Source organism: Sporosarcina sp. Marseille-Q4943, assembly GCF_943736995.1.
Classification (GTDB): Bacteria; Bacillota; Bacilli; order Bacillales_A; family Planococcaceae; genus Sporosarcina.
Genome location: NZ_OX031157.1, coordinates 595,747 through 618,714 on the forward strand (window position 1 = coordinate 595,747; position 22,968 = coordinate 618,714).

Annotated in this window: 34 protein-coding genes and 1 pseudogene; 6 read left to right on the forward strand and 29 right to left on the reverse strand. The window is 42.1% G+C overall.

The window, feature by feature from the left end; translation table 11 throughout:
• Window positions 1-174 precede the first annotated feature (174 nt).
• Complete coding sequence (locus tag NIT04_RS11785; protein WP_252503795.1) at window positions 175-588, reverse strand: pyridoxamine 5'-phosphate oxidase family protein; 414 nt, start codon at window positions 586-588, stop codon at window positions 175-177.
• Between the two features lie 89 nt (window positions 589-677).
• Complete coding sequence (locus NIT04_RS11790; RefSeq protein WP_252503796.1) at window positions 678-1,181, reverse strand: GNAT family N-acetyltransferase; 504 nt, start codon at window positions 1,179-1,181, stop codon at window positions 678-680.
• Between the two features lie 177 nt (window positions 1,182-1,358).
• Between NIT04_RS11790 and NIT04_RS11795 the strand changes: the two genes are divergently transcribed.
• Both NIT04_RS11795 and NIT04_RS11800 read left to right on the forward strand, forming a co-directional pair.
• A complete protein-coding gene (locus NIT04_RS11795) occupies window positions 1,359-1,574 on the forward strand; it encodes a hypothetical protein (RefSeq protein ID WP_252503797.1) in 216 nt (71 codons plus the stop codon).
• Complete coding sequence (locus tag NIT04_RS11800) at window positions 1,571-2,128, forward strand: SLOG family protein (protein ID WP_252503798.1); 558 nt, start codon at window positions 1,571-1,573, stop codon at window positions 2,126-2,128. The genes NIT04_RS11795 and NIT04_RS11800 overlap by 4 nt, the downstream gene beginning before the upstream one ends.
• A gap of 86 nt (window positions 2,129-2,214) precedes the next feature.
• On the opposite strand, the gene NIT04_RS11805 is transcribed toward NIT04_RS11800, so the two are convergent.
• Complete coding sequence (locus NIT04_RS11805; protein ID WP_252503799.1) at window positions 2,215-4,005, reverse strand: S9 family peptidase; 1,791 nt, start codon at window positions 4,003-4,005, stop codon at window positions 2,215-2,217.
• Window positions 4,006-4,176: 171 nt separating this feature from the next.
• On the opposite strand from NIT04_RS11805, the gene NIT04_RS11810 reads away from it, so the two are divergent.
• Window positions 4,177-4,434: a DUF4190 domain-containing protein gene (locus NIT04_RS11810; RefSeq protein ID WP_252503800.1), complete on the forward strand. Its 258-nt coding sequence runs from the start codon at window positions 4,177-4,179 to the stop codon at window positions 4,432-4,434.
• Window positions 4,435-4,487: 53 nt separating this feature from the next.
• Here the strand turns inward: NIT04_RS11810 and NIT04_RS11815 are convergent, their stop codons facing one another.
• The 4 genes from NIT04_RS11815 to NIT04_RS11830 all read right to left on the reverse strand — a co-directional run bounded on the left by NIT04_RS11815 (window position 4,488) and on the right by NIT04_RS11830 (window position 6,959).
• On the reverse strand, window positions 4,488-4,874 hold the full coding sequence (locus tag NIT04_RS11815) for a DUF4870 domain-containing protein (protein WP_252503801.1): 387 nt from the start codon (window positions 4,872-4,874) through the stop codon (window positions 4,488-4,490).
• Window positions 4,875-5,000: 126 nt separating this feature from the next.
• On the reverse strand, window positions 5,001-5,711 hold the full coding sequence (locus tag NIT04_RS11820) for a hypothetical protein (protein WP_252503802.1): 711 nt from the start codon (window positions 5,709-5,711) through the stop codon (window positions 5,001-5,003).
• A gap of 102 nt (window positions 5,712-5,813) precedes the next feature.
• Window positions 5,814-6,608: a VLRF1 family aeRF1-type release factor gene (locus tag NIT04_RS11825; protein WP_252503803.1), complete on the reverse strand. Its 795-nt coding sequence runs from the start codon at window positions 6,606-6,608 to the stop codon at window positions 5,814-5,816.
• Window positions 6,609-6,698: 90 nt separating this feature from the next.
• Window positions 6,699-6,959 carry a PepSY domain-containing protein gene (locus NIT04_RS11830; RefSeq protein ID WP_252503804.1) on the reverse strand — a complete coding sequence of 87 codons (261 nt, stop codon included), beginning with the start codon at window positions 6,957-6,959 and terminating at the stop codon, window positions 6,699-6,701.
• Window positions 6,960-7,094: 135 nt separating this feature from the next.
• Between NIT04_RS11830 and NIT04_RS11835 the strand changes: the two genes are divergently transcribed.
• Window positions 7,095-7,250, forward strand: a complete 156-nt coding sequence (locus tag NIT04_RS11835; RefSeq protein ID WP_252503805.1) for a YfhD family protein — start codon at window positions 7,095-7,097, stop codon at window positions 7,248-7,250.
• Between the two features lie 254 nt (window positions 7,251-7,504).
• Here NIT04_RS11835 and NIT04_RS11840 read toward each other — a convergent pair whose 3' ends face one another.
• From NIT04_RS11840 to NIT04_RS11940, 21 genes and pseudogenes are all read right to left on the reverse strand, one after another.
• Window positions 7,505-8,281, reverse strand: a complete 777-nt coding sequence (locus NIT04_RS11840) for a protein phosphatase 2C domain-containing protein (protein WP_252503806.1) — start codon at window positions 8,279-8,281, stop codon at window positions 7,505-7,507.
• A gap of 13 nt (window positions 8,282-8,294) precedes the next feature.
• Entirely contained in the window at window positions 8,295-8,741 is a 447-nt protein-coding gene (locus tag NIT04_RS11845; protein WP_252503807.1) for an HIT family protein, read from the reverse strand.
• A gap of 21 nt (window positions 8,742-8,762) precedes the next feature.
• Entirely contained in the window at window positions 8,763-9,104 is a 342-nt protein-coding gene (locus tag NIT04_RS11850) for a cupin domain-containing protein (protein WP_252503808.1), read from the reverse strand.
• Complete coding sequence (locus NIT04_RS11855) at window positions 9,101-9,589, reverse strand: NUDIX hydrolase (RefSeq protein ID WP_252503809.1); 489 nt, start codon at window positions 9,587-9,589, stop codon at window positions 9,101-9,103. Before NIT04_RS11855 ends, NIT04_RS11850 begins: the two co-directional genes overlap by 4 nt.
• A gap of 19 nt (window positions 9,590-9,608) precedes the next feature.
• The gene (locus NIT04_RS11860) at window positions 9,609-10,013 is read right to left on the reverse strand and encodes a VOC family protein (protein WP_252505091.1); all 405 of its coding nucleotides are present in this window, start codon (window positions 10,011-10,013) and stop codon (window positions 9,609-9,611) included.
• Window positions 10,014-10,016: 3 nt separating this feature from the next.
• Window positions 10,017-10,463, reverse strand: a pseudogene (locus tag NIT04_RS11865) (ASCH domain-containing protein); the annotation flags it as partial.
• Window positions 10,460-10,918 carry an SRPBCC family protein gene (locus NIT04_RS11870; RefSeq protein WP_252503810.1) on the reverse strand — a complete coding sequence of 153 codons (459 nt, stop codon included), beginning with the start codon at window positions 10,916-10,918 and terminating at the stop codon, window positions 10,460-10,462. The gene NIT04_RS11870 and the pseudogene NIT04_RS11865, both read right to left, overlap by 4 nt.
• A 24-nt stretch (window positions 10,919-10,942) precedes the next feature.
• A complete protein-coding gene (locus NIT04_RS11875) occupies window positions 10,943-11,419 on the reverse strand; it encodes an NUDIX hydrolase (RefSeq protein ID WP_252503811.1) in 477 nt (158 codons plus the stop codon).
• Window positions 11,420-11,436: 17 nt separating this feature from the next.
• The gene (dnaN, locus tag NIT04_RS11880) at window positions 11,437-12,567 is read right to left on the reverse strand and encodes a DNA polymerase III subunit beta (protein ID WP_252503812.1); all 1,131 of its coding nucleotides are present in this window, start codon (window positions 12,565-12,567) and stop codon (window positions 11,437-11,439) included.
• Between the two features lie 21 nt (window positions 12,568-12,588).
• Entirely contained in the window at window positions 12,589-12,882 is a 294-nt protein-coding gene (locus NIT04_RS11885) for a DUF2087 domain-containing protein (RefSeq protein WP_252503813.1), read from the reverse strand.
• A 33-nt stretch (window positions 12,883-12,915) separates the two neighbouring features.
• Window positions 12,916-13,395 (reverse strand): tetratricopeptide repeat protein, encoded by a 480-nt coding sequence (locus NIT04_RS11890; protein WP_252505092.1) that lies wholly within the window; start codon window positions 13,393-13,395, stop codon window positions 12,916-12,918.
• Between the two features lie 13 nt (window positions 13,396-13,408).
• Window positions 13,409-13,948 carry a DUF402 domain-containing protein gene (locus NIT04_RS11895; RefSeq protein ID WP_252503814.1) on the reverse strand — a complete coding sequence of 180 codons (540 nt, stop codon included), beginning with the start codon at window positions 13,946-13,948 and terminating at the stop codon, window positions 13,409-13,411.
• Between the two features lie 11 nt (window positions 13,949-13,959).
• The gene (locus NIT04_RS11900; RefSeq protein WP_252503815.1) at window positions 13,960-14,502 is read right to left on the reverse strand and encodes a short-chain dehydrogenase; all 543 of its coding nucleotides are present in this window, start codon (window positions 14,500-14,502) and stop codon (window positions 13,960-13,962) included.
• Window positions 14,499-15,056, reverse strand: coding sequence for an NUDIX hydrolase (locus NIT04_RS11905; RefSeq protein WP_252503816.1), 558 nt, complete (start codon window positions 15,054-15,056; stop codon window positions 14,499-14,501). The genes NIT04_RS11900 and NIT04_RS11905 overlap by 4 nt, the downstream gene beginning before the upstream one ends.
• A gap of 104 nt (window positions 15,057-15,160) precedes the next feature.
• On the reverse strand, window positions 15,161-15,610 hold the full coding sequence (locus NIT04_RS11910; RefSeq protein ID WP_252503817.1) for a GNAT family N-acetyltransferase: 450 nt from the start codon (window positions 15,608-15,610) through the stop codon (window positions 15,161-15,163).
• A 113-nt stretch (window positions 15,611-15,723) separates the two neighbouring features.
• Window positions 15,724-16,359 carry an SIMPL domain-containing protein gene (locus NIT04_RS11915; protein WP_252503818.1) on the reverse strand — a complete coding sequence of 212 codons (636 nt, stop codon included), beginning with the start codon at window positions 16,357-16,359 and terminating at the stop codon, window positions 15,724-15,726.
• Window positions 16,360-16,464: 105 nt separating this feature from the next.
• Window positions 16,465-17,187: an amino acid ABC transporter ATP-binding protein gene (locus NIT04_RS11920; RefSeq protein WP_252503819.1), complete on the reverse strand. Its 723-nt coding sequence runs from the start codon at window positions 17,185-17,187 to the stop codon at window positions 16,465-16,467.
• Window positions 17,187-17,900, reverse strand: coding sequence for an amino acid ABC transporter permease (locus NIT04_RS11925; protein ID WP_371922581.1), 714 nt, complete (start codon window positions 17,898-17,900; stop codon window positions 17,187-17,189). Before NIT04_RS11925 ends, NIT04_RS11920 begins: the two co-directional genes overlap by 1 nt.
• A gap of 69 nt (window positions 17,901-17,969) precedes the next feature.
• Complete coding sequence (locus NIT04_RS11930) at window positions 17,970-18,767, reverse strand: basic amino acid ABC transporter substrate-binding protein (RefSeq protein WP_252503821.1); 798 nt, start codon at window positions 18,765-18,767, stop codon at window positions 17,970-17,972.
• 178 nt (window positions 18,768-18,945) lie between these two features.
• Window positions 18,946-19,878, reverse strand: a complete 933-nt coding sequence (cyoE, locus tag NIT04_RS11935; RefSeq protein ID WP_252503822.1) for a heme o synthase — start codon at window positions 19,876-19,878, stop codon at window positions 18,946-18,948.
• 172 nt (window positions 19,879-20,050) lie between these two features.
• Window positions 20,051-20,284, reverse strand: a complete 234-nt coding sequence (locus NIT04_RS11940) for a hypothetical protein (protein WP_252503823.1) — start codon at window positions 20,282-20,284, stop codon at window positions 20,051-20,053.
• A 123-nt stretch (window positions 20,285-20,407) separates the two neighbouring features.
• Here NIT04_RS11940 and NIT04_RS11945 point away from each other — a divergent pair, with 123 nt between their 5' ends.
• Together NIT04_RS11945 and NIT04_RS11950 are read left to right on the forward strand one after the other, a co-directional pair.
• Window positions 20,408-20,830: a YusW family protein gene (locus tag NIT04_RS11945; protein WP_252503824.1), complete on the forward strand. Its 423-nt coding sequence runs from the start codon at window positions 20,408-20,410 to the stop codon at window positions 20,828-20,830.
• A gap of 128 nt (window positions 20,831-20,958) precedes the next feature.
• Entirely contained in the window at window positions 20,959-21,795 is an 837-nt protein-coding gene (locus NIT04_RS11950) for a neutral zinc metallopeptidase (RefSeq protein ID WP_252503825.1), read from the forward strand.
• A gap of 214 nt (window positions 21,796-22,009) precedes the next feature.
• Here the strand turns inward: NIT04_RS11950 and NIT04_RS11955 are convergent, their stop codons facing one another.
• Complete coding sequence (locus NIT04_RS11955) at window positions 22,010-22,921, reverse strand: methyl-accepting chemotaxis protein (protein WP_252503826.1); 912 nt, start codon at window positions 22,919-22,921, stop codon at window positions 22,010-22,012.
• Window positions 22,922-22,968: the final 47 nt, after the last annotated feature.

Genomic DNA, 22,968 nt, shown 5'->3' on the forward strand with positions numbered 1-22,968 from the left:
ACTTTTTTTATTATTCCGCCTACTTTTGTCTGTTTTTTGTTTTATTTATTGGTTAAAGGTAACTATGTACATAATTAGGAGGTAGTACATTGGTACTTTTAAATGAGAACGTGAACGACTGAATGCCAGAAAAATCCCTTGCCATAACATCGGCAAGGGATCCTTCATTTACTATTAAAATTGAATATCCTGAGGTTGTTCTCCCTTTTTATTCATAAGTCGCATGGCGTCGGGTGTAACTTTCAGGATGACGAGGTTCGGATCGTCAGGCCCAGTAAACCATGGTTTCATATGTTCATTCCAGACCTTCTCTTTCAAGCTTTCCTCATCGGAAATCATTACGGTTCCCATGATTTCCAAATACGCATCCCCGAAACCTTCCCCTTCATAGCCAATCAAAATATGCGTATTCGGATTCCGCTCAAGCTCTTCCACTTTATCGGTCTTTTTTGAAGTCGCCGTGTAAAGCGTGAAGTCCTCGTTGAAAAATGTCATGTACCTACTGAAAGGCTTGCCTTGTTGGACAGTCGCCATCGTTCCGACATAGCTCTCGTCCAAGATTTTACGTGCTGTTTCTTTTGCACCCATCTGCATCACTCCTCATTTGTTGTCTCCTCTAACTGTTCCTAAATTGAAGGAAAACTAAACATCTGGGAACGTAAGAGTCAGTTCAAGTTCTATTCGTGTAAAAACAGAACCATCAAATCTTCATCCAAGTAAGTGTTATCGAGTTTCAATGCTCTTTTCTCAGTGCCGTACACTTCGAAACCGAGCGAAGTATATAGACTTTTTGCAGCTACATTTGAACTTACAACCGTCAGATACACTTGTTCTATCCTTTCCAAGGATCTTGCCTTATTGATCGCTTCATTCATAAGCGCCTTTGCGACGCCCTCCCCTCGCTTTTCAGGTGTCACGTACATCGCAACGATTGTTGAACGATGTTTTAATTTCATCGTCTTCTCCGTCAATAGCGTGATGACTCCGATTAGTTTCGACTCAGCAAAAGCGCCGAATGTGAAGGAATCAGCAGCTTGAAACCTTTCTCTATACTTATCAGCTGTTTGCTTCTTCTCCTCTTCATAACTTGATCCAAATGCTTCTGGATTCGTATACAAAGCCTCTAATCGAATTTGAAAATAGGCTTCAGCATCTTGCGGACCTAACTCTCTTATCTCCATGTTTCATCCCCCTGTTTCAATGAACGTATTACTGTTTATTGTAGACCGAAATTTCAGGAATTGATAGATTAATAATTATATTTTGATCACAAAACCTAACAGACCATTTTTCCAACAAACTATGGATCGTCACGTATAATAGACATAACTTAAACGTTGAATAAAGGATGTGTCTTTATGTCAAAGGAGCTTTTCATCACAACTGATCTACAAAGGGAATGGATGGATAAATTAAGCAAGCTCGAAAATACAATACGGGGATCTGCTGAACAGACGGAAAAACTTACCGCTTTTCCCTACCGGTATGTCCGGGCAGGATTGCATAACCCGCCTATGGGTGATATGGTCATTTCAAAACTGGCGAATGCCGTGATCGAGGACATGAGCAAATGATAAAAAGACTTGTTATAACAGGCTATAAAGCGCATGAATTAGGCATCTTCAATGATAAGCACCCAGGCATCGGCATCATAAAAAAGGCGTTGGAAAACCGATTGACTCCCCTACTCGATAGCGGCCTCGAATGGGTAATCATCAGCGGGCAACCGGGAGTGGAGACGTGGGCTGCGGAAACAGTGATCGACTTGCAAGAGACCTATCCGGATTTGAAGTTCGCCGTTATCACTCCCTTTCAGGAACAGGAGAAGAATTGGAACGAGGCGAAAAAGGAAACTTATCAATTCATCCTTGCCCATGCGGATTACTCTGTGAGTTTAACGAAACGCCCTTATGAAGCCCCATGGCAATTCATCGAGCGCGATAAGTTTCTGCTGCGGAATTCGGATGCGATCCTGATTGTCTATGACGAAGAAAATGAAGGTTCCCCGAAGTTTATGAAGAAGATGGCTGTGAAATTTGCTGAGACGAGCGATTATGATGTGCTGACGATTTCTGCTGACGATTTGCAACTCGTTGCGGAAGATATGCAGAGGCAGGATTGGGATTGATCACTTTTCTGGGTTTATGATCACTTGCAGAGATTGAAAAAAGCTGTCCGCCAGTCAATGTCAGCGGACAGCTTTTCAAATTCCACTCAGTTTTGATGCTTCTCCAAAAACTCCAGCATGCGGCTATACACGTTTACTTCATTTTCTTTCTTCGAGAACCCATGCCCTTCGTCATCCAATACCAGATATTCAACATCGCGTCGTAATTCGGACAACTTCGCGACAATCTGGTCAGATTCTTCTTTCACGACACGCGGATCCTTCGCACCTTGGATGACCAACATCGGCTTCACCATACCGTCGAGATACGTGACAGGTGAATCTTTGATGAAGCGCTCCTTATCCCGCTCCGGGTCGCCTAACCATCGATCCATCATCGGCTTCCAGTGAGGCGGAACGGAATTGACGAATGTAAATAAATCGGACACTCCAAAAATGTCCACTACCGCCTTGAAGTATTCTGCATGACGACCGTGCAGCAGCAACGCCATATAGCCGCCATAGCTGCCACCTACGAGGAATAGGCGGTCCCGGTCTGTGATGCCATTGTCGAACAACCACTCGATTCCTGCCAGACAGTCCAGGCGTGGGCCTTCTCCCCAATCCCGCTCGACCATTTTCGTGAATTCCGAGCCATAGCCCGTGCTTCCTCGGAAGTTCGGTGCAAAAATGTTATAGCCTCTATTCAGGAAACATTGGAACATCGAACGGAACATTTTGCGTTCGGACGACTGCGGACCGCCGTGCGGCCAGAAGATGGTGTATCCATTCGCATTCTCTTCTTTCGCTTTGAATAAAAGAGCCTCGATTTCCAAACCATCAAACGAAGTATAGGAAACGACGTCAGGTTCAACCATGCCTTCTTCACTCACGCCGAGCACTCTGTTTTCAGTAAGTCTTGTCCACTCGCTCCCGTCCTCCGATTTGTAGATATTATGAGGAACTGTAGCACTCCTACCTAAAATGTAAACGTTGCCGGACTTTGCAATACGGATTTGATCGACGACATCGACTGGCAAGGAGCATTCTTCTAGCTTTCCACCATTTACATCAGTGCGATAGTATTTGTCAACTACACCTTTAATCGTAAGGAAATGGATGTCTCCCGTTTCTTTATTCCATTTGATCGTTCGGACACTCTCCCCTTCCACTTCCAACACTTTCGAAAAGGATTTCGTCGCCACATCAAATTTCGCAATGTAGGTTTGATCACTCTCATAGTCCGTCACGAAAAGAATCGTGTTATCATCCGTAAATACAGGGTCATAGGCGACATGTACTTTCTTCGGATCCGGCGTCAAGTGAAATGTTTCTTCCCCGACTTTCACGAAGCTGACGACATACGTATTTGCGTACGCTTGCGAGTAGACGAATGCCGTTTCATCATCCGATACTGCAGCTAGTTCGGTCGGTGACGTCTCCCCAAGATTCAACAATGTATCGATGCCGCTTTCCAAGTTGTGCATATGCGTATTCAAAAATGATGGATTATCGACAGATGTCACATAATAGATTCGGTTTCCATCGTCACTTAAATGACTGAAATAATATTTCTCGTCCGCTTCTCCTGTAATTAGCGGTTGGGGAAGTCCCCCCTCAAACGGAATGGCGTAAATTTGATAGTTTTCGTCTCCGTTATTGTCATACCCCGCCAACACATACCGATTGTCCGAATCGAACTTGATAAAATTGCATGACTCGTCCCGATGAGCAAACAAATACGGGTAAGAACCAGGCAAGTCCATCGCCCATAAATTCATCTTGCCGTTTAGATTGGAATTGAAAATGAGCTTCGTTTCATCCTTGTTCACAGCGAAATTCGTAATTGTGTACGTTCTGAAAAATTGCTCCACAGTCGGTTTTGCAAAATGTATCATGATTTCCCTCCTCAGGTACTATGCGCTTCTCTATCCAATGTATAGTATATCATTTCCAAATTGATGATAGAATGATATTTTACTATCTTATTAGAACATTTACATTCTTAATGTGTATTCATTCAATTTGTCCCCGACTTTTGCATACGCTGAGAAAGTGGGGGTGATATCGTGGAAGGTGAACATCAACAAACAAACGGGATGGCGGTCAGTTCGCTTGTATTGGGGATTTTAGGAGTCGTGTTGAATCTTATACCTCTCATTCCTTATCTATTGGGTATTCTAGCGATCATCTTTGGTGTCGCAGGGAAGGAAAAACAGATTGGTAAAGGGATGGCGGTTGCAGGGATTATTTTAGGAAGCATCACGTTGGCGATGAAAGTCTTCTTTTGGATATTTATTTTTCTAGCAGGAGGCCTGAACTATTAAGTTATTACAAAAAGTAAGCCGCTTTGATGTACACCATCTTTAGCGGCTTTTCATTATGGCTTTTCCAATTGATTCTCCACTACGTCTCCAATGAACGGAAGCTTATAATAGTTTCCTTGATAAGCTTGATACATCATAAAGATCATAAGCACAAATGCGAGCGGACTTAATAACAGGCTTGCAAAGGCACCGAAGAATGGAATGAAGCCCAATACAATGCTGATCAAAAGAATTACAATTGACATAAATACGGATTGCAAAGCGTGGAATCGGATGAAACGGTTTTCTTTTTCCACAAACAGAAAAATGAGACCGATGATAAAAATATAGCAAAGCAATCCTCCCACGTTCTCTGTTAATCCGATAGAGGTTTTGTTGCCTTCAGCTTTGGCAGGTTGATTAGTCTTTTCTTGCGGTTTTTCCTTTTCATTTTCATTCAATTCATTGTGACCTCCTTTCCCTCCTATTATATTGAGCTGTTGTAAGAATGATGCCTGCTATAGGCTATAGAGGGGGAAATCGTCAAAAAAGTCCGTTTGCAAAATGCAAACAGACTGGTCTTCAAATCAGTTGGAGTCGGAATGATTGGATTTCCCCCTCAAGCTGCCAATATAAGTCGTTGTAAGTCGGTAGCTTTTGTCAATTTTCTCTGCTAGAAAATTCGACCGTTCAAAAATGACCGACCTTAGAAAATCCATTTGCCTTAACAATTTTTCAATTAACCCTTCATGCTGCTCAATCCGTTCCACAATTTCAATTTGAGCCGTCTTCTGCTCTTCCAATGAAAGGGAGAATTGATCCTGCTTTTCGATTTGGGCGTCCATTTTCGTAAGGAGTTTCTCTTGGTCGGTATCGAATTTCTCCAACCGTTCTGCAATTTCAGCATTTGATTGGTTCAGTATATTGATTTGATCAACAAGCTCTTCGTTTATTCTCCTTTTGTTTTCAATCATTTTTTGAAGCTCAATATGTTTTCGATCTAGACGTTCCAATGTTTCCATCGCTTCCCGTTCAAACTGGCGATGTTGCGATTGATAATCCAGTAGTTCATCGAAGCGTTTCCCTGTCGATTTCCACCGATCGGATTGGATTCTTCTTTGTTTTTGTAGTTGTTTTTCCATTTCGTTATACTTTTCATTCATCATGTCGAATGCTTTCTTTTGTTCATGCATCGACTGTGACAACGAATCAGTTCGATAGATGGCCTGATTTCTTTCTGCAATGTTATCGCCTTTGTAAAGATCCGAGTGATTCTTTTTATTAAAAAACAATCCCATAGTTCAACCTCCCATCAACCGTTTTCTTTATGATATGTTGACGGGCGTGTATTCGTACAATAATAAAAACCGTCCCCAACATAGAGACGGTTCAATTGTATGCTATTTTTCAAAAACTTGATGGAGCACTTTTTTGGATTCGACATTGTTCAGGTTCTTATAAATGCAGTTGTTCGGCTTAGTTCGAAGCGTTTTGGCAAATGAGTTTGCTAATTCCGCTTCGCCGACTACGTATAATTCCTTCCAGTTACGATCTTTCCGCATCTTTTCGACGGTTACGCCAAGTTCTTTATAAAAACGTTCAAGATTTTCTCGTAGACGATCATCGAGGCCATCACTCTGGCCTCCTCCAGCACCGCGTTGTAATGATGAACGCACGCTTTGTTGCTCTTTCCACACTTCTAGACCCGAGTCGAATTCATAAGTCTTCTCGTCATTCACAAATCCCATCGCCGTATCCAAAATACGCACATCTCCAAAGCTCGGTAGGATGATGCCCGCCTCTGGATAAGCCTTTAACATATACTCCATTTCTTCAACTACCGGATGGTCTTCCCAGTGGAAGCTTGTCTTTACTTGCACTTGCACATAATGAACTGACCATAATTCAGGATCTAAAGACGCAAAAATAACGACCCCTTTATTCAAGTCGTTTTGATTGTTTTCGATTTCCTTCGTTACTTTTTCCTTCAGTTTTTTATACGCTTTAATTTCTTTTTCATCTTTGGACGCTTCTAAATACTCGTGGATGCGCTTCAAACCGTTCTTCAAATGGATTTTCCATGCTCCATTTTGTTGTTCCGGGTCTGCAGGGTTCGTATTTAAGTACACACTCAACACACAGCGAGAATCACATTCGAATTCCTTCAATTTCTTCAGTTCTTCACTTAGTGACATATATCCCGAACCTCCTTATAGTATGCTTCTTTATAACATACCCTTTCCCCACCAATCTAAAACGGGAGGTTCAGTAATACGTCGGTAGGTTTAATCCAATTTCACCCTCAGAACTTGCCCGGTTACTGCATCTACTCTCACTTCATATTTAGCGCCTTGATTTGTCCGGATTTCAATTTCATATTGCAAAACACCGTCATCAAATTCCAATTCGGCCTTGATGGCTTCACCAGGCACACGCTGCAACGCAATCTCTATTGCCCGAACCATTGAGATTCGGCGGAATCTTGGATTTTGCCAGTTGCCTTCCCAATTAGGATTCACGTTATTCGTTTCGTTAATGTTATTCATTCAATTTTAGCCTCCAAACATTTTTGACGTTCATGTTCAGCATATTCAACGTGACGTGAAATGTGCCCGATTCGGCATAAAACAATGTTCGAAAGCCATAGTATGTAGGATAGCAAATTGAAAGGAGCGACAACGATGGGAAGAGATAACCATAATAATAAAACAGGCGGAAACAACAAAAATTCCTTGCCACAAACGCCAAAAAACCAGAAAATCAAACCTGGTGATATGAATGAAGAGATCGCGAAGGAATTTGCCGAGCTGCGTAAGGCGAAAAAGAAAAAACAATAAATGACTTTAAATAGTATGCCCCTACATCCTTTGTCCGATGTAGGGGTATTTTTTTGATGTACCATAAAGTTTTGCTCGGATTTTAAGGCATTACGTCGCCTGGTGATCGATAACTCTTTTGAATTGATTGACAACTCATGGGAAATAATCGATAACTGCTATTGTTCTTAAACTTTTTTCGTAGGAAATCTTTTTCATTAAAATAAGCCTAATATCTCCGCTGCAAGGAAGGAATTAGGCTTTGATCAATTAGTTCACTTAACTTCAACAAGGTCGCTTGGAATGCTGCCTTGTTTCGATATTTTCACCGTCCAGCCAATCATGGTCGTACTGTCTCTTACATTGCACTCTTCAATTTTATTCTGAATTAAAGAGAAGGCAGTTTTAAGTTGGCCGGCATCCAATATATTTACTAGCTCCATTGAATTCGAAAAGGGTTCACCCGGACATTCAAGTAAGCCATCCGTCGTAATAAAGATGCGATTGACCCCTTCCCGTAATTCCCGAACTCCTGAAGAGAAGCATGGGATGGCTTTTCCAAACGTATTTACATTGCCAATCCACTCATAGAACTGCCTCTGATTCAACTGGAATTGATTCAGCCCAATTAAATCAGGATGAAAAACGTACACTACGCAATCTCCGACAGAGAACCACCATAGATAGTTTTCTTTACGGATACAGATCAGACAAGCCGTCTCTCCTTTGACCCTCTTGCATTGATCAAGAAATTCGGCACTTTGGAAGATGGATAGAAGCTTTTCTTTCACATGGTGAAATCCCGGCAACAATATCAATCTTATAAGTTCATGTTCGAACTCTTCTAATGTCCGAATGATCAGTTCAGCACTTTCGGCACTATAATGCGCGTCTAAAATCGTTGCAAATTCCCAATCAGCTCCTACCCAAACAACGCAGCCATCCTCATTTTTATATTGACCGGCGGAGGAATTTCCACCAAACCGACCAACCACCAAGCGCTCAACCAATTGAACATCTTTCTCGTCAATAAAATCCTTTTCACTTCCCACCCAGGAAAACCTATTATGCATCGGCTCCCACCAAGTACGAGCGGATACGTTCACATAACTTGATTATCTCGCGATTCCCTCCAATTGGTGCTTCGAACCATTCACGGACTGCCATTGGTCCCCAAAATTGTTCGGGGGTACCCGGATAGCGCGGAACAATATGCATATGCAAGTGAGGGACAGAATTTCCAGATACGATAGAGTAAATATGCTCCGCCCCTTCAGTCACCATGAGTGCCTTGCTCACTCGTGCTATTATACTTCCAAACGCCTTCGCTTCTTCCTCATTCATATCTCCAAGTGTTGGCGCATGTCTTTTTAGGTCAATCATCAGATGTCCTAGATAACCGGGTTGTCCATTATTGTCAATATGGCCAACGTATACAAACTCATCTTCATAGATTGTGATGCCATCCGTTTGTAATTCTCCCCGATGTTTTTTGCAAATGAAACATTCCATTCTCTCATCCCCCATTATCGACTAAAACGAGCCAATATCCAATCCTTCAGATTCAATGATAATTGCTTTCATTCCATTTTCCGTTGTCGTTTCATGGCCTTCCCCTTTTCCCCATAAGACGACATCCCCTGCCGAGACCTTCACCTTTTCTTCATTACCTGTCCGGACCCAGCCTTCGCCTTCAAGAATGATCACCATTTGAGGGACCGATGCTTCGTGATATCCAACTAATCCATTTTTGGGTAAATCCATTATCCCGACATGTGATGGCTTTTCAGTCATCAGGATTTTTCTCATGATCATTCTTGAATCATACTGTGTGATGTTTTTCCCCTCTAGTTCGTCCAAACGGATTATCTTCATTTCCATCCCCCTCCACCTTGTATGGGAATTTCAGTGTTCAATTTTCGAACAAAGTCCCTTATCATTGGTTTATCTGGATTACTTAAATTCTCAGGAAGGTCTTTGCAATGAAAGAAATTCAGCTTCACACCTTCATTTTCATCACATTTCAATTCCCCTTGGAAACACCGGCAAACGAATGTAGCTACAACGTTATACACTTTATCACCATGTGGATATCGATAATAAAGTTCCTTTCCAGAATAGACGTTGAAAAATAATAATTCGTTTGCAATTAGATTCGTTTCCTCATAGAGCTCCCGCTTTGCCACATCTTCCAAGGATTCTCCGAAATCCATTGAACCCCCGGGTAACCCCCAGCAGTTATTATCCGTCCGAAGTTGTAAAAGGATTCGATTCTCTGAATCAACTACAATTACATTCGCACCAACCAAGATAATTGGCCGTGAACCAATTAGGTTTCTCAATTCACTTACATGTCCCATACGATACTCCTAACTTCTATCAATCTCTTTTAAATGCAGGACTTAACTCGCTCCACACATCAAATCGATTTCCGTCTACATCCGAGAATACAAAATTGATACCTGCATGTCCTCTTTTTTCAATCTCTCCTACCTTCACATCCCGCTCCATTAATTCTTCATGAAGCATTTTTAAAGCCTCTTCCCCATCGACTTCAAAAGTGAGGGAAAAGCGCTCATTCCCGTACACATCTGAGAAGTTAGCAGTCTCATTTTCTTTTGCATGCACCAAAAAGAAACTTTGATCGGCCAAATTCAATATCGCCTTGTCTTGATCCTGATAAGTCAATTGTGCATCTAACTTATCAACGTACCAAGAGGCTGCCCGTTCAACATTGAATACAGGAATATACATAGTGCCAACCCTAAGTAATTTAGGGTTCACTCGCTCGACTTTATGTTTCACATCAACTAACTCAAAGCGTTCACAGACTAGCAACATATCTTCGGTGAACTCTAATCCAACTTTGCCGAGTTCCCGTTTGAAGTAGCGTTCATGAATCTCCTTCCAATTCCGATAAGACCCATCACCTTCCGCCAAAGCAAACTCTTCCGTCACTTCATTCATTGGTATAACGGAAATATCCACCGTTTTAATAATTGCAACCGGCTCTTCATGACTATTGAGGATGATGCTGTACTCATCCACGGTTGGAATAGGTTCATTCTCCATTTCATAAAGTACATGCGCTGAACAAGTCGCGGTCTTCCTCCCTTCAATCACCGATTGAGCTAACTCATCCGCTGCTTCTCCAAACATCCATGCACTGACTAATCCAGGTCGTTCTTTCTCACCCCAAAATTGATTCCAATAGTCCTTTGCAGCTTGATTCATTGTTGTCTCCCCTCTTCTTCCGCAACCCTTTTTACTCGCTGAACAAAATCGACAACAACTTTATCATTTGCAAACAGTAAAAATAACTTTACGAACCATTTCAACGGTCTGTTAGTTGTTGTATATATAAATCTAGTTTTATCATCATCAACCTTTACAAGGTCATATCCAGCCGTTATCTCAAACATTCCACCAAGCGTAAAGCCGACTTTCATCTTTTTTTCGCTTGGAGCATCTAAATAGTCGAGTGTTTCAACCTCATACTCCATGACTCGCTTGCCTTCTTTATACTTTTGTAAATAAATACTTCCAACCTTTTCTTCTGTAAGGGTGACGGGTTCATTCGAGACGACTTGCGGCATAATCTTTTGCATGTTTTCCAATGAGCCGTCAAGGTACTTCCAAACATGCTCAATCGGCGCATCAATCACAATTTCCTTCGTCCACTGCTTCATATAAACATCTCCTTTTCTTGACAACTAGTTAACGGTACTCAAAAATGAATAATGTTTTAAAAGAAATTCGTCCAATATCTCCCTATGACTTTTCACGATATTCTCAGGCAACTCATGAGGATGAAAATAGTTAAATTGAATGGATTCACCCTGATCGACCACTAAGTCCCCTTTTGTATTTTCCGCATAATAAGCGGTTGTCACTACAAAGAATTCATCCCCATTTGCGGCTCGAACGAAATGTTCTGGGCCGGAATAAACATTGATCAATTTCAATTCATCCACTAGCAGCTGAGTCTCCTCGAATAGCTCACGTCTCGCCACATCCTCCGTCGATTCCCCTAATTCCATTAATCCGCCAGGAATTCCCCAAGCACCTTCGGGAAATCTCCGCTGTTGCAGCAATAGTCTTCCCTGTTCATCAACAATGACTACGACCGAACCGACAAATATTAGTGGCCGATGTCCAACAATTTTTCGTAGATCTTCTATATACCCCATTTCAAAGCCCCCTTAGGTTATGTTCGCAATGGTGAAATCAACTGCACGTACGACGAATTACCTTCCGGCTCAATGACAGCCGGTTTCATCAATCCACAAAAACTGATTGTCACCTGTTCTTCCTGTATCTCTTTTAACGCTTCAAGTAAAAATCTACCGTCGAAGGTCATATCAATAGCTGGGATCCCTTCTACCCTGCTTAATCTTTGTTTTTCTTCGATCATTCCGATTCCTGTTGAGAGTGTTGCTATTTTCAAAACATTAGTCTCAATCATCGACAAGTGCACATTGTTATGCTTCCATTCCTCAGAAAAGACGCAAGCCCGGTCAATCCCTGCTATCAACGCCTTTGTGTTCAACGTCATCTTCGTCACAATGCCGGTCGGAATTAATGATTTGGTGTTCGGATAGTTCCCTTCAATTAATACAGAATACAAGATCGTGTTTCCTGTTGAAAACACAATCATATTCTTCGCTATCGAAATATGTACTGTAGCAAAGCCGGATTCTTTCAAATGTAATAGTTCCATTAAGCTTTTACTTGGAACAACGAATGAATGAGACCCTTCACTGTTAGTGATTCGTATCTCGCTACGCGACAGGCGATGAGAGTCAGTTGCAGTACAAATAAGCTTATTCTTTTCAAACTCCATCTTCACACCTGTTAGCACCGGCTTCGCTTCACTTTTAGAGACAGCAAATATCGTCTGTTTGACCACTTCTCTTAACGAGGAAAAATCAGCCTCAACAGAATAAAGTATTTTGATCTCCGGCAGTTTTGGATACTCGACTGCAGCTAAGCCATTCAGTCTCGTTATAATATCACCAGACCTAATGAGTACTGACTGCATATTGTCAGATGAGATCTCAATGTCATCAGGCAGTTTTTTTAGGAGATTCATAAAATGCTTTGACAATACAACAACGCTTCCAGCTTCATGCACTTCAACGACTGTTTCTCCATTTATCTGCAAAGGGATTTTCTTTTCAATAAACACTTCTGAATTTCCGCCAGTTAAAACAGCGCCGTCTTTGTTTGCTTCTATTTTTATTCCAGACAGGATCGGGAGCAGAGTTTTATTCGAACATAATTTATGGAGTTCGGAAACAATCTTCGTAAATAAAGAGTTATTTATGGTGAATCTCATGAATATGCTCCTCTAGCATGATTAACCATCAATCCAATACTCCTTCCCATCATCGGTACGATGCATGAACCCAGAGTCGATAAAGAAGCGTCGAATGGTTGCAAAGTCTGGATAAATCTCTTTAAGAATCGCATTTATCTCCTTTTCCAAATACACTTTACCAACTTCGAATCGCCGAATTATTTCTTGGGCAATGATATACTTTCTTTTGTCTTTGCTTGGAAACGTATCAAGCGGACCATCTAATCCTTTTCTAAAATAACTTTTTAACACTTTCTCTCTTTCTATTTCAGTAACATGAAATCTCTCTTTCATATTAATCATTCCTTTTGTTCTTTTTCTACACAACTACCATGTCTTGTCCAGTTTGTCTGAATAGAAACTAATTGCTCTCTCATAAGATTTAATATCCGGATCGTTAGTAGTTTGGACAAGGCATGCGAGAAGAATCTCCATCGCCTCTACATGTTCCCCAACGTTATATAAAGTCATGGCATAGAAAGTCTTCAATGCATTGTTTTCGGGAAAACGCACTAACCCACTTTCAAAGACAGTCTTTGACTTTTTATATTTACCCAATGTTCGGTATGTACTTCCGAGTCCAATAATTGCACCTAAGGCATCTTCGTCATTCAATCCCAATTGAAGCGCTTTTTCATAATAAGGGACGGCTTCCGCTTCCTTTCCTAAAACGTCAAAGCTACATGCACATTGGTAGTTGATTTCGGCACTTCTCGGATCATCCTTTGCCAATGCCTGTAGAATTTCATTCGATTCTGTGAGTTTTCCTTCGCTACGTAGCACGATAGCTTTTGATAGATTATCCATGATTGTCACCCTTCTAATCCCCCCTTACTAGTAATAGATGCTCATGAGTCATTTCAAGTAGTTCAAAGCTGTTTTCGGCTACCATCGTTTTAATTCGATCAAACTCCGTCCATGCAAGCTCAAATTCATCATAAGTTATTATTTGACTGTCGAGCGCAGCTCCTAATTCGTCAATATCTTTCTCTATTATTTCGCCACTTGGCAGCACGATCAGATCCAAAAATAAATCATCCATCCATGGACCATTCGTCGAACAATAGCCATTCTTCCTGCAAATATCGATATACCATTGGACAATTTGGCCAGTTGAATCAAACATCGTCGTCACCGAAAATTGCTTTCCATCGGGAAAATGCTGAAGCCAGCTGTAGCCTTTGTCAGCAATGCAAACTGACCGACCTCTATAATTTTTATAAAGCGGCTCGGTCACATTGTGGATTTGAAGCAAAGTGATATACCCTTCAAATTGTGATGTTGAAATATATTTTTCTACATATCCTCTCTCCACAATCCGTTTCCAATCATACCTACTGCCGAATTTGCGCTTTAACATAATAAATCCCCCTAGCTCGGCCTCTCACTGTATGGATGGAGTTGACCAATTATCCTATCATTCGTTTTTTCGACAATTTGTTGGATAACTCCACCAGCAATTTCCTCATGCTTTAGCCATCTTGAAGTTCCTTCCTCTATTACAAATCCAAGGAACACTTTTTCATATATACAATTGGATGATATTTTAATTTCCTCATCTTCAAAATACCGCCGACTTCCTTTTACATGAATGAGGCGGAATGATGTTGCTTGCTCATTCATTTCACAAATTCGTTCAAGTGCACGGTAATTCGGTGTCCAGCTTACAATTAAATCAAACGGACCCCGTTCTGAAATTACTTCCTTAACTTCTGAAAAGAGCGCTTCTGAATAGTAATCAACTTGGAGCGGAAAAATTGTGTTAGGGGGACAAACGTCTATTAATCGTTCAAACTTCGCAGCTGTCCTTCCTATGACGGAAACAGAATATCCTTCCTTCGCCAAGAACATCGATAATCCCGCAAGCATGCCTGTACCGCCAATGACGAGTGCGTGGTTATATTTCCTTTTCAATCTATATCTTTTCCATTTTTAATGAATTCTTTAGCTAAATGGTAAGCCGTGATTGTAAACAACTGAGTAATTTCCTTGTTCCGAATCATTTCTCCTATGTCTACAAAAGGAAAACGTCTTACTTCCAGAACTTCTTTCTCATCCAAAGCTTGTTCATGTGTACGTTTTGCATCGGTCATTAAAAAAGTAATTACCTTATTCGTCTGGGTGGCGGGATTGACCATGAACTCCCCTAGAAGAATCAGCTCCTGCTCCGAGACATAGCCAGTCTCTTCCCGGACTTCACGTCGAATTGCATCCTCATTCGATTCGCCATCTTCCACTTTCCCCGCAGGTATTTCAAGATAAAAACCTTTTCCAGGATGACGATATTGCTCTACAAGAACGATTTCATCACCCTCTGTCAATACGATTGCGTTCACCCAATCCGCATACTCATTCACATAATAATCTTCGATAATTGTTCCATCAGACATTCGACATGTATCTCTTCTTAAATTGCCGAATGGAGATGTAAAATAATATTCAGAATGCAGCACTTTCCACTTTCGCAACTCACTCTTCCCCTTTAACCCTTATGTATTTCCCCCGTGAATGAACACGAGGAGCCGTCCTTCTCTATTGCCGTATATCAATACTTATTCAAATCGATTTCCCCTCAACTGAACCGTAGTATATGTGTCGTTTCAGAAGCAGAATCGTCGAATGAAAAACCGCCCGCGCGATAAAAAGCATCCGCCTTCGCCGAATCCGTCCGAACGGTAATTTCATTGAAATGATGTTTCGCTTGTTCAATGATCGATTGTAGCAATAACGTACCGACCCCTTCCCGGCGGACTTCATCCAGCACGTAAAATCTTCGTAGACGTCCCACATCTGCTTCTTCTGAAAATGGGGATTGATTGATGCCGCCAATTGCCACTACGGAACCTTCATTATTTTTGACACAGTACAATACTTCTCCGGGCTTATTAAATGTATTGGTGCCATCCTCAAACTCATTTACGAGGCGGGTGACGAAACGATAGCCCTCTTCTTCACTTTCCTTTACCAGTTTTGTAATATCCAATGAACGCAAGTCTTCTACCCGTTCCACAGCGTATTCCATTTGCTATTCCCCCTCAATTTCCATACTTATTAGTACATTCAACAAAATGTTTGAAAATACCTGCAAATTTGAAAGAAAAGCCGGAAATCCTTTTCTGGATCCGGCTTTCCCTTTCAATATTGAAATTGAACTCGTAACTTTGCAGCGATGACGATCTGTCCACCTTCTATTGGAGTTGTCACTTGATCTGTTCTCGCAAATGATTGTAACGGAACCGGTTGTCCTCCTAGTTCTTCCTCAAGTATTTTCACTGGGTGTGGCTCGACTTGCACTTGCAATTCAGTAGCAATTGTCCGGGCTTTCATTTGAGCATTCCGCAAAGCTTGAACAATCGCTTCCTGCCTATAACGCTCGGCGTCCTCCACAGTAAATTGTATATTCGAAACCCGATTCGCCCCATTTTCCACAGCTGTATCAATAACGCGTCCAACTTGTTGAATATCTGTAATCTTTACCGAAATAGCATTGCTAACTTCATATCCTCTAAAAACTTGTTGTCCATCGATGTAATCATATCTCGGCGATATGGTATACGATACCGTTTTAATATTTTCCTGTGGAATACCTAAGCGCAATAGCGATTGGATGACGTTATTCATCGTTACGGCATTTTCCTGCTGTGCAACGCTCAGTTGTTCATCCATCGTGACGACTTCCAATTGCACCGTCGCGATATTCGGTTCAACCGCAATTTCTCCGTTTCCGATGACGATGATCTTCCTGGACGCCCGTTTCACTTGTTGGTGCATAATAGGATAATATATTTCCTCTCCCCCTCTTCCCGATTGTTCTTCTCAATTGTATGCAATTGAAAAAGGCGCCTATGACTGATAACAGTCATAGGCGCTTTCGGATTATAGAATCTTACTGAAAAAAGCCTTCGTTCTTTCATGTTTCGGATTCAAAAAGATTTCATCAGGAGTTCCTTCTTCGACAAGTAAGCCTTGGTCCAGAAACAACACCCGATCTCCCATTTCCTTCGCGAACCCCATTTCATGGGTGACGACGACCATCGTCATTCCTTCAATGGCCAGCTGTTTCATTACGTCCAGCACTTCCTTCACCATTTCCGGATCGAGTGCTGACGTCGGCTCATCGAATAGCATGACTTTCGGCTTCATCGCAAGCGCTCTCGCGATGGCAACCCGTTGCATTTGTCCACCGGATAATTGTTCAGGATAAGCGTTTGCCTTATCGGACAGCCCGACCTTTTCAAGAAGCTGCCGCGCCAACTCTTCCGCATCCTGTTGATTCATTTTCCGGATTTTGATAGGTGATATTGTAATATTGTCAATGACACGCATATGAGGAAACAAGTTGAATTGTTGAAAGACCATTCCGACTTCCCTCCGGATACTATTGATATCCGTTTTCGGGTCGTTGATTTTCACGCCATCTATGAACACTTCGCCCGCAGTAATTTCCTCAAGAAGATTGATACATCTCAAAAATGTGCTTTTCCCCGATCCACTTGGACCGATGACACAGATGACTTCCTTCTCCTTGATGTCATAGTCAATGCCTCTCAGCACTTCCAATTGTCCGAACGACTTGTGCAAATCTCTTACTTTTATCATCACAATCTCACTCCCGGTTCCGAGCGTCTCATAGAAAAAATAGTTTTTCTTGAGGAAGGGACATAGCTATTACTAAACCTTTTTTCGATATAATTGATGAGCTTCCCGCAGATAAATGTCAAAATGAGATAAAGGACGGCGACCGTTAAATACGGCTCCCAGAATCTCGAATAAGCGCCAGCGACTACTTTTCCAGCGTAAAGCAAATCGCTCGCAGCAATGACAGTGACGAGTGATGAATCCTTAAGCAACGCGATCAATTCATTACCGAGCGGTGGAATCATCCGCCTGAATGCTTGTGGGAGGATAATCAATTTCATGGCGATTTTATGCGGCATCCCAAGAGATCGCGCGGCTTCCATCTGCCCCTTATCAAGCGATTGGATTCCTGCACGGATAATTTCTGCGTTATAAGCGGCACTGTTAAGCATAAGTGCCAATGCACCGGAAACAAAATATCCTAGTGAATGCCCAAACATACTAGGAATTAATGCGGTATGAATCAATAGAATTTGCACCAATAATGGAGTTCCCCGGAAAAAGTCTACATAGAATTTTGCAGGGTAGTGGATCCATTTCCGTTTTGACAACTTTCCCATCCCGACAATCAAGCCTAAAACGAATCCTCCAATATATCCCACCGCTGTCAACCCGAGGGTCACCCAAATCCCCCGGATGAACAGTTCACGGTAACTCCATATGTTTTCGAACATTTCAAGTCGTAAACCTAAAAACTCCAAAATTATCACCTCCAAGATGTGTATAGGTGTTGCTTAAAAAGATCACTCCACATCAAAGCCGGTGATTTCCTTCAACTTTCCATTTTCCTTAATCTTTTTGATTCCTTCGTTTAACAAATCGAGCACTTCCTGATTTCCCTTTTTCACCATCAATCCATAATATTCTTTTTCAAAGCTGTCGTCTTCGACCGTTTTCACTTTCACGTTCGGATTATTTGCCTTGTAATCAATGATGACGGCATTATCACCAACAGAAGCATCCGCATTTCCATTGATCATTTCAGTGATGGCAAGCGGCATTGTTTCAGCTGCAACGATTTTTGAACTTGTCTTTCCTAATAGATCCGCAACGACAATATGCCCTGTCGTATTGATTTGAACCGAAACCCGCTTATCCGCCAAATCATCGAATGAATCGACATCCGAATCTTCCGGCACGAGAATCAATTGATTCGCCACGAAATATGGATCGGAGAAATCGTATGATTGCTCCCTTTCCGGAGTGATTGTAATGGAAGAAACCGCAAAATCGACTTCTCCGTTATCAACTGCCGGGAATAATGGCTCCCACCCATAGTTCTTATATTCCACTTCGAAACCGGCAGCCTCCGCAATAGCATTCACAATATCGATATCGATCCCAACAATATTCCCTTTTTCGTCCATATACTCCATCGGTGCATATGTCGCATCCGTTCCGACGACTAATTTCCGTTTCCCATTTGTATCATCCCCGCCTGAACCGCTCGTTTTTGTAGAACTCGCTCCGCATCCAATCAGAAAAATGGATGTGCACAATAATGCAATCCCTACCAGAAAACGTTTAACCGATTTCTCCATTTTGACTCCCCCTTATGTTTCTCTCAATTTACAGAATTGATTGATACTTTAATAGATTATATACGAAAACGTTTTCATTCACAACTGAATATTTTTAATTGAAGCCCAATAGTGAAACTTCAATCATCCACGCACAAAAAAACGCTCCGTCGTCAACTTTCGACGAACGGAGCAGTTTTTAGAAAATCGGCAGCGTCACAGCTACCATCAATAAGAATAAAATCGCAATATAATTGACAGAGTAGATGAACATCACATATGCCCATCGATCATCGTCTTTCGTGAAAAAGCCACGGATGGAGACAATCAGGAACCCGACATTCAAAATCGTAGCAAGCACGATGAATACCATTCCCAATGATCCTAAGTAAAACGGCAATGGGAGAAGGCATGCAATGTAGACAAACATTTGACGCTTCGTCATTTTAAATCCACGGACGACCGGCAACATCGCTACGTTGGCAGCTTTGTATTCATCGTACTTACGCATCGCGATTGCAAACGTATGAGGCATTTGCCAGATGAACAAAATAATGAATAGCAAGATCGGAACGATATGCCATGATGGCGCAATAGCGGCCCACCCGATCATCGGCGTGACGGCTCCCGAAATACTTCCAATAACCGTATTCAACGTGTATTTACGCTTCGTCCACATCGTATACATAATGACATATGTGAACCACCCGACAAATCCGTAGATTGCTGCTTCTAGCGTTGTGAACAGCAGCATGATCATCCCTATCGCCGACAGTGATATACCGATTCCCAACACGGTCTTCAACGAGATATTTCCAGTTACGGTCGGACGTTTTTGAGTCCTTTTCATCACCGTGTCAATATCAACGTCATACCAGTTGTTCAGGACAAGTGCTCCACCCATCAAAATGGTGCTTCCGATGATTGTCAGCCAAAATAATTTGCCGTTCGCAAGCAAGGATCCCCCAGTGAAATGAAGGGCAAGCCAAAAGCCGACAAAAACAGGCAATGCATTAGCAAGCAGAACAGGACCTTTAAAAAGCGATTTTATATCCGCAATGATAGTGCCTGAACTTTTCTCATCTATGATTGTGCTATTTTCAGTATAAGTAATTTCAATTTCTTTTGTCATATCTATATACGCTCCTCAGAGGTATTTCTGTAAAGTTTCATCCCTTCTATCATATCATTTCATCCGGCAGAATTTAAAGGTTTCTGGATTTTTCATTGGATATTCACATATTTCCTTTTCGGATTGACACATTTTATTCAAAACTGGACTGAAAATGAAAAAAGCTCCGTATTCACGAAGCCAAAATACCAATAAATAAAATAAAGAGGAAAATAAATATATACATTAATAAAATGAGGGCAAATATACCACCTGCTACAATTAAGTATGCTTTTGCAAATATATTCCGCGGGTCCTCCTTATCGGTCGCCCAAATGATAAGCATGACGAGGCCGACAATCGGCAAACATACTAGAATTAGCGTAATAATCCAATCTTTCAATGACATCGTTTTTTCTTTCTGCAAGCTTCTCACTCCCTTACTATCTCTATGCTGTAATAATGTGTACAATCCATCCTACCATAGTATATCTGACCAAATTGCCGGTTATGTTAGAAATAGTGGAAGCGAAAGGATGAATGATCGGATATGAAGAAATGGATTTCTTTCATTTTGGCATGCTGTTTCATTATCATGAGTGGGTGCAGCAACCAAAATCTTGTTCCGAAAACCGAAGCGAGCAATGTCGTCGATACATATGGCATCACCTCATTTACCGTGACGATTGATACAAATGAAAAGCCAGAGGCGCTGAAAGCAAGTTTTACTGAAAAAAAGGAAAGATCTGAAGCGGAATATAAGAATAAGAAAGAAGATGTCGCTCTACATGGCAAAAAGGCGCTAAAAAAAATAACGGAAGCGTTCGAAAAGATGCAACCTGACCCGGAAGCGGAAGAGACCGAATTGATCAAAAACGCCGCGGAGGCATTTGGATTCAAAGAATATAAAATGATAAGGTTGGAAGTTAAATTCAAAGGATATGACAGCAAAGAAATCATGTTCTCCAAATAACGCATAGATATCGGATTCCGAAAGGATTTCGATATCTTTTTCTATGTTTGCCTATAAATCAAAGAAACAGGGTAAAGCATAAGTAAATCAGTAATATATGCAATGATGTTTTCAAGGAGGATATTTTAATGGAATGGAAAGGTAGAAGAGGCAGTAGAAATGTGGAAGACCGAAGAGGGATGGGAGGTAAAACCCTCGTTGGCGGTGGTATCGGCGGCATCGTCATGCTGCTCATCGTCATGTTTCTCGGAGGTGATCCGGGAGATATCTTAAACAATTTGACGACCTCCCCTTCAAGTACAGAATATGTAGAAACGGAACAGGATAAGGAGCTTGCCGAATTCGTCTCCGTCGTTTTAGCGGATACGGAAGATGTGTGGACAGAGGTCTTCGAGAAGGAAGGAATGGAGTATCGCGAACCGACCCTCGTACTCTATTCAGGAAGTGTCCAATCGGCTTGCGGGATGGCAGGTTCAGCTGTCGGTCCCTTTTATTGTCCAGCAGACGAGAAATTATATATCGATTTGAGCTTTTACAATGAATTGCAGACGCAGTTCAATGCGCCCGGTGACTTTGCGATGGCCTACGTCATTGCTCACGAAGTCGGCCACCATGTCCAAAAGCTATTGGGCATCACCGACGATATGGCGAGAATACGCAGCCAAGTGAGCGAGGAAGAGTATAATAAATACTCCGTAAAACTGGAATTGCAGGCGGACTATCTTGCAGGCGTATGGGCTCACCATGCGCAAGGAATGGGCGTCCTGGAGAAAGGTGACTTGGAGGAAGCACTGAATGCAGCGAGCGCTGTCGGGGACGATACGATCCAGAAAAGGGCGCGCGGCTATGTCGTACCAGATAGCTTCACGCACGGAACTTCAGAACAGAGGAAGAAATGGTTTTATCGAGGATTTGAGGCTGGAAATCTTGAAGAAGGAGATACTTTTGGTGCCGGGAATCTTTAAGTAGTGTTCGAAGTGGATTGCTTTGTACGCGCGAAGGCTAGCTTTGGACGTGGAACGGCCTGCTTTGGGCGCGAAAGGATTCGCTGTGGACGTAGAATGGTAAACATTGGACGCACGATGACTCACTTTGAACGCGGAATGACCTGCTTTGGACATTGTTATCAAATATTGAGGGGCTGTCACAGAAATTTTACTTTCTGGACAGCCTCTTTTTTCATATGATACTCGACACTTTCTTCGATTGATTGTCCAATTCGGATGCGGATGAAGCAATCGCAAGGAAATCTTCCATTGCCACTTCGATCCGTTTCTGACAACGATCAACGTTTTCCTGTGCCAACGTCGTCCCTTTGGAAATGTTTTTTATTTCCGTCGTAATCGCTTCGACCCCTTCGCGGACCTCCACGATCGACTTTTCCACGTTTGCCGATAATTTGCGGACCTCTTTCGCGACGACGTCAAAGCCTCTCCCATGTTCTCCTGCCCGCGCTGCTTCAATCGCCGCATTCAAAGCTAGCAAATTCGTTTGAGCCGCAATTTCCCTTATCGTCTTCACGATATGTTGAATGCTTTCTGCGTGCAGCTGCAAATTCCCGAGTGTTTTCGTATTGTCATGTGAGATTGCCGCGATATCTTCGATGATTGCCAATAATTCCTTGCTCCGTTCAATCCCGATATCCGCACGCTCGGTCAACCCTTCTGACATCCGACTCAATTCTTCGACAACCGAAGTGATGGAAGCTTGCCGTTTCGTAATGTTCGAAGCGACCTTGGAAATGCTGATCACCTTTCTGCCATCGTGACTGAATACCGGCATATACGTTGCCTCGAGCCAAACTTTCTCGCCATTCTTATCCTTCATTTCAATTTTCCCATGTTGGCTAATGCCCCGAAGCAGCTCCCGCCAAAACTTGTCGTATTTGACGCTTCTCACATATTCTTTGAAACAAAGATCTTCATGGCGGACGCCGATCAGTTCATCTTTCGTGTACCCCATTGCGTTCGCAAATATTTCATTCACATATGCAATTTTATGATCCAAACCATACCTGATGATTGCAAGGTTCTTTTCAAGCGCCTTCACAACATGATCGTCCGTTACTTGCTCAACCACCTGTCTCACCATTTCTCCCCCTCCATACCGAGAACTGACTTATCTTTATTGTTCAGAAT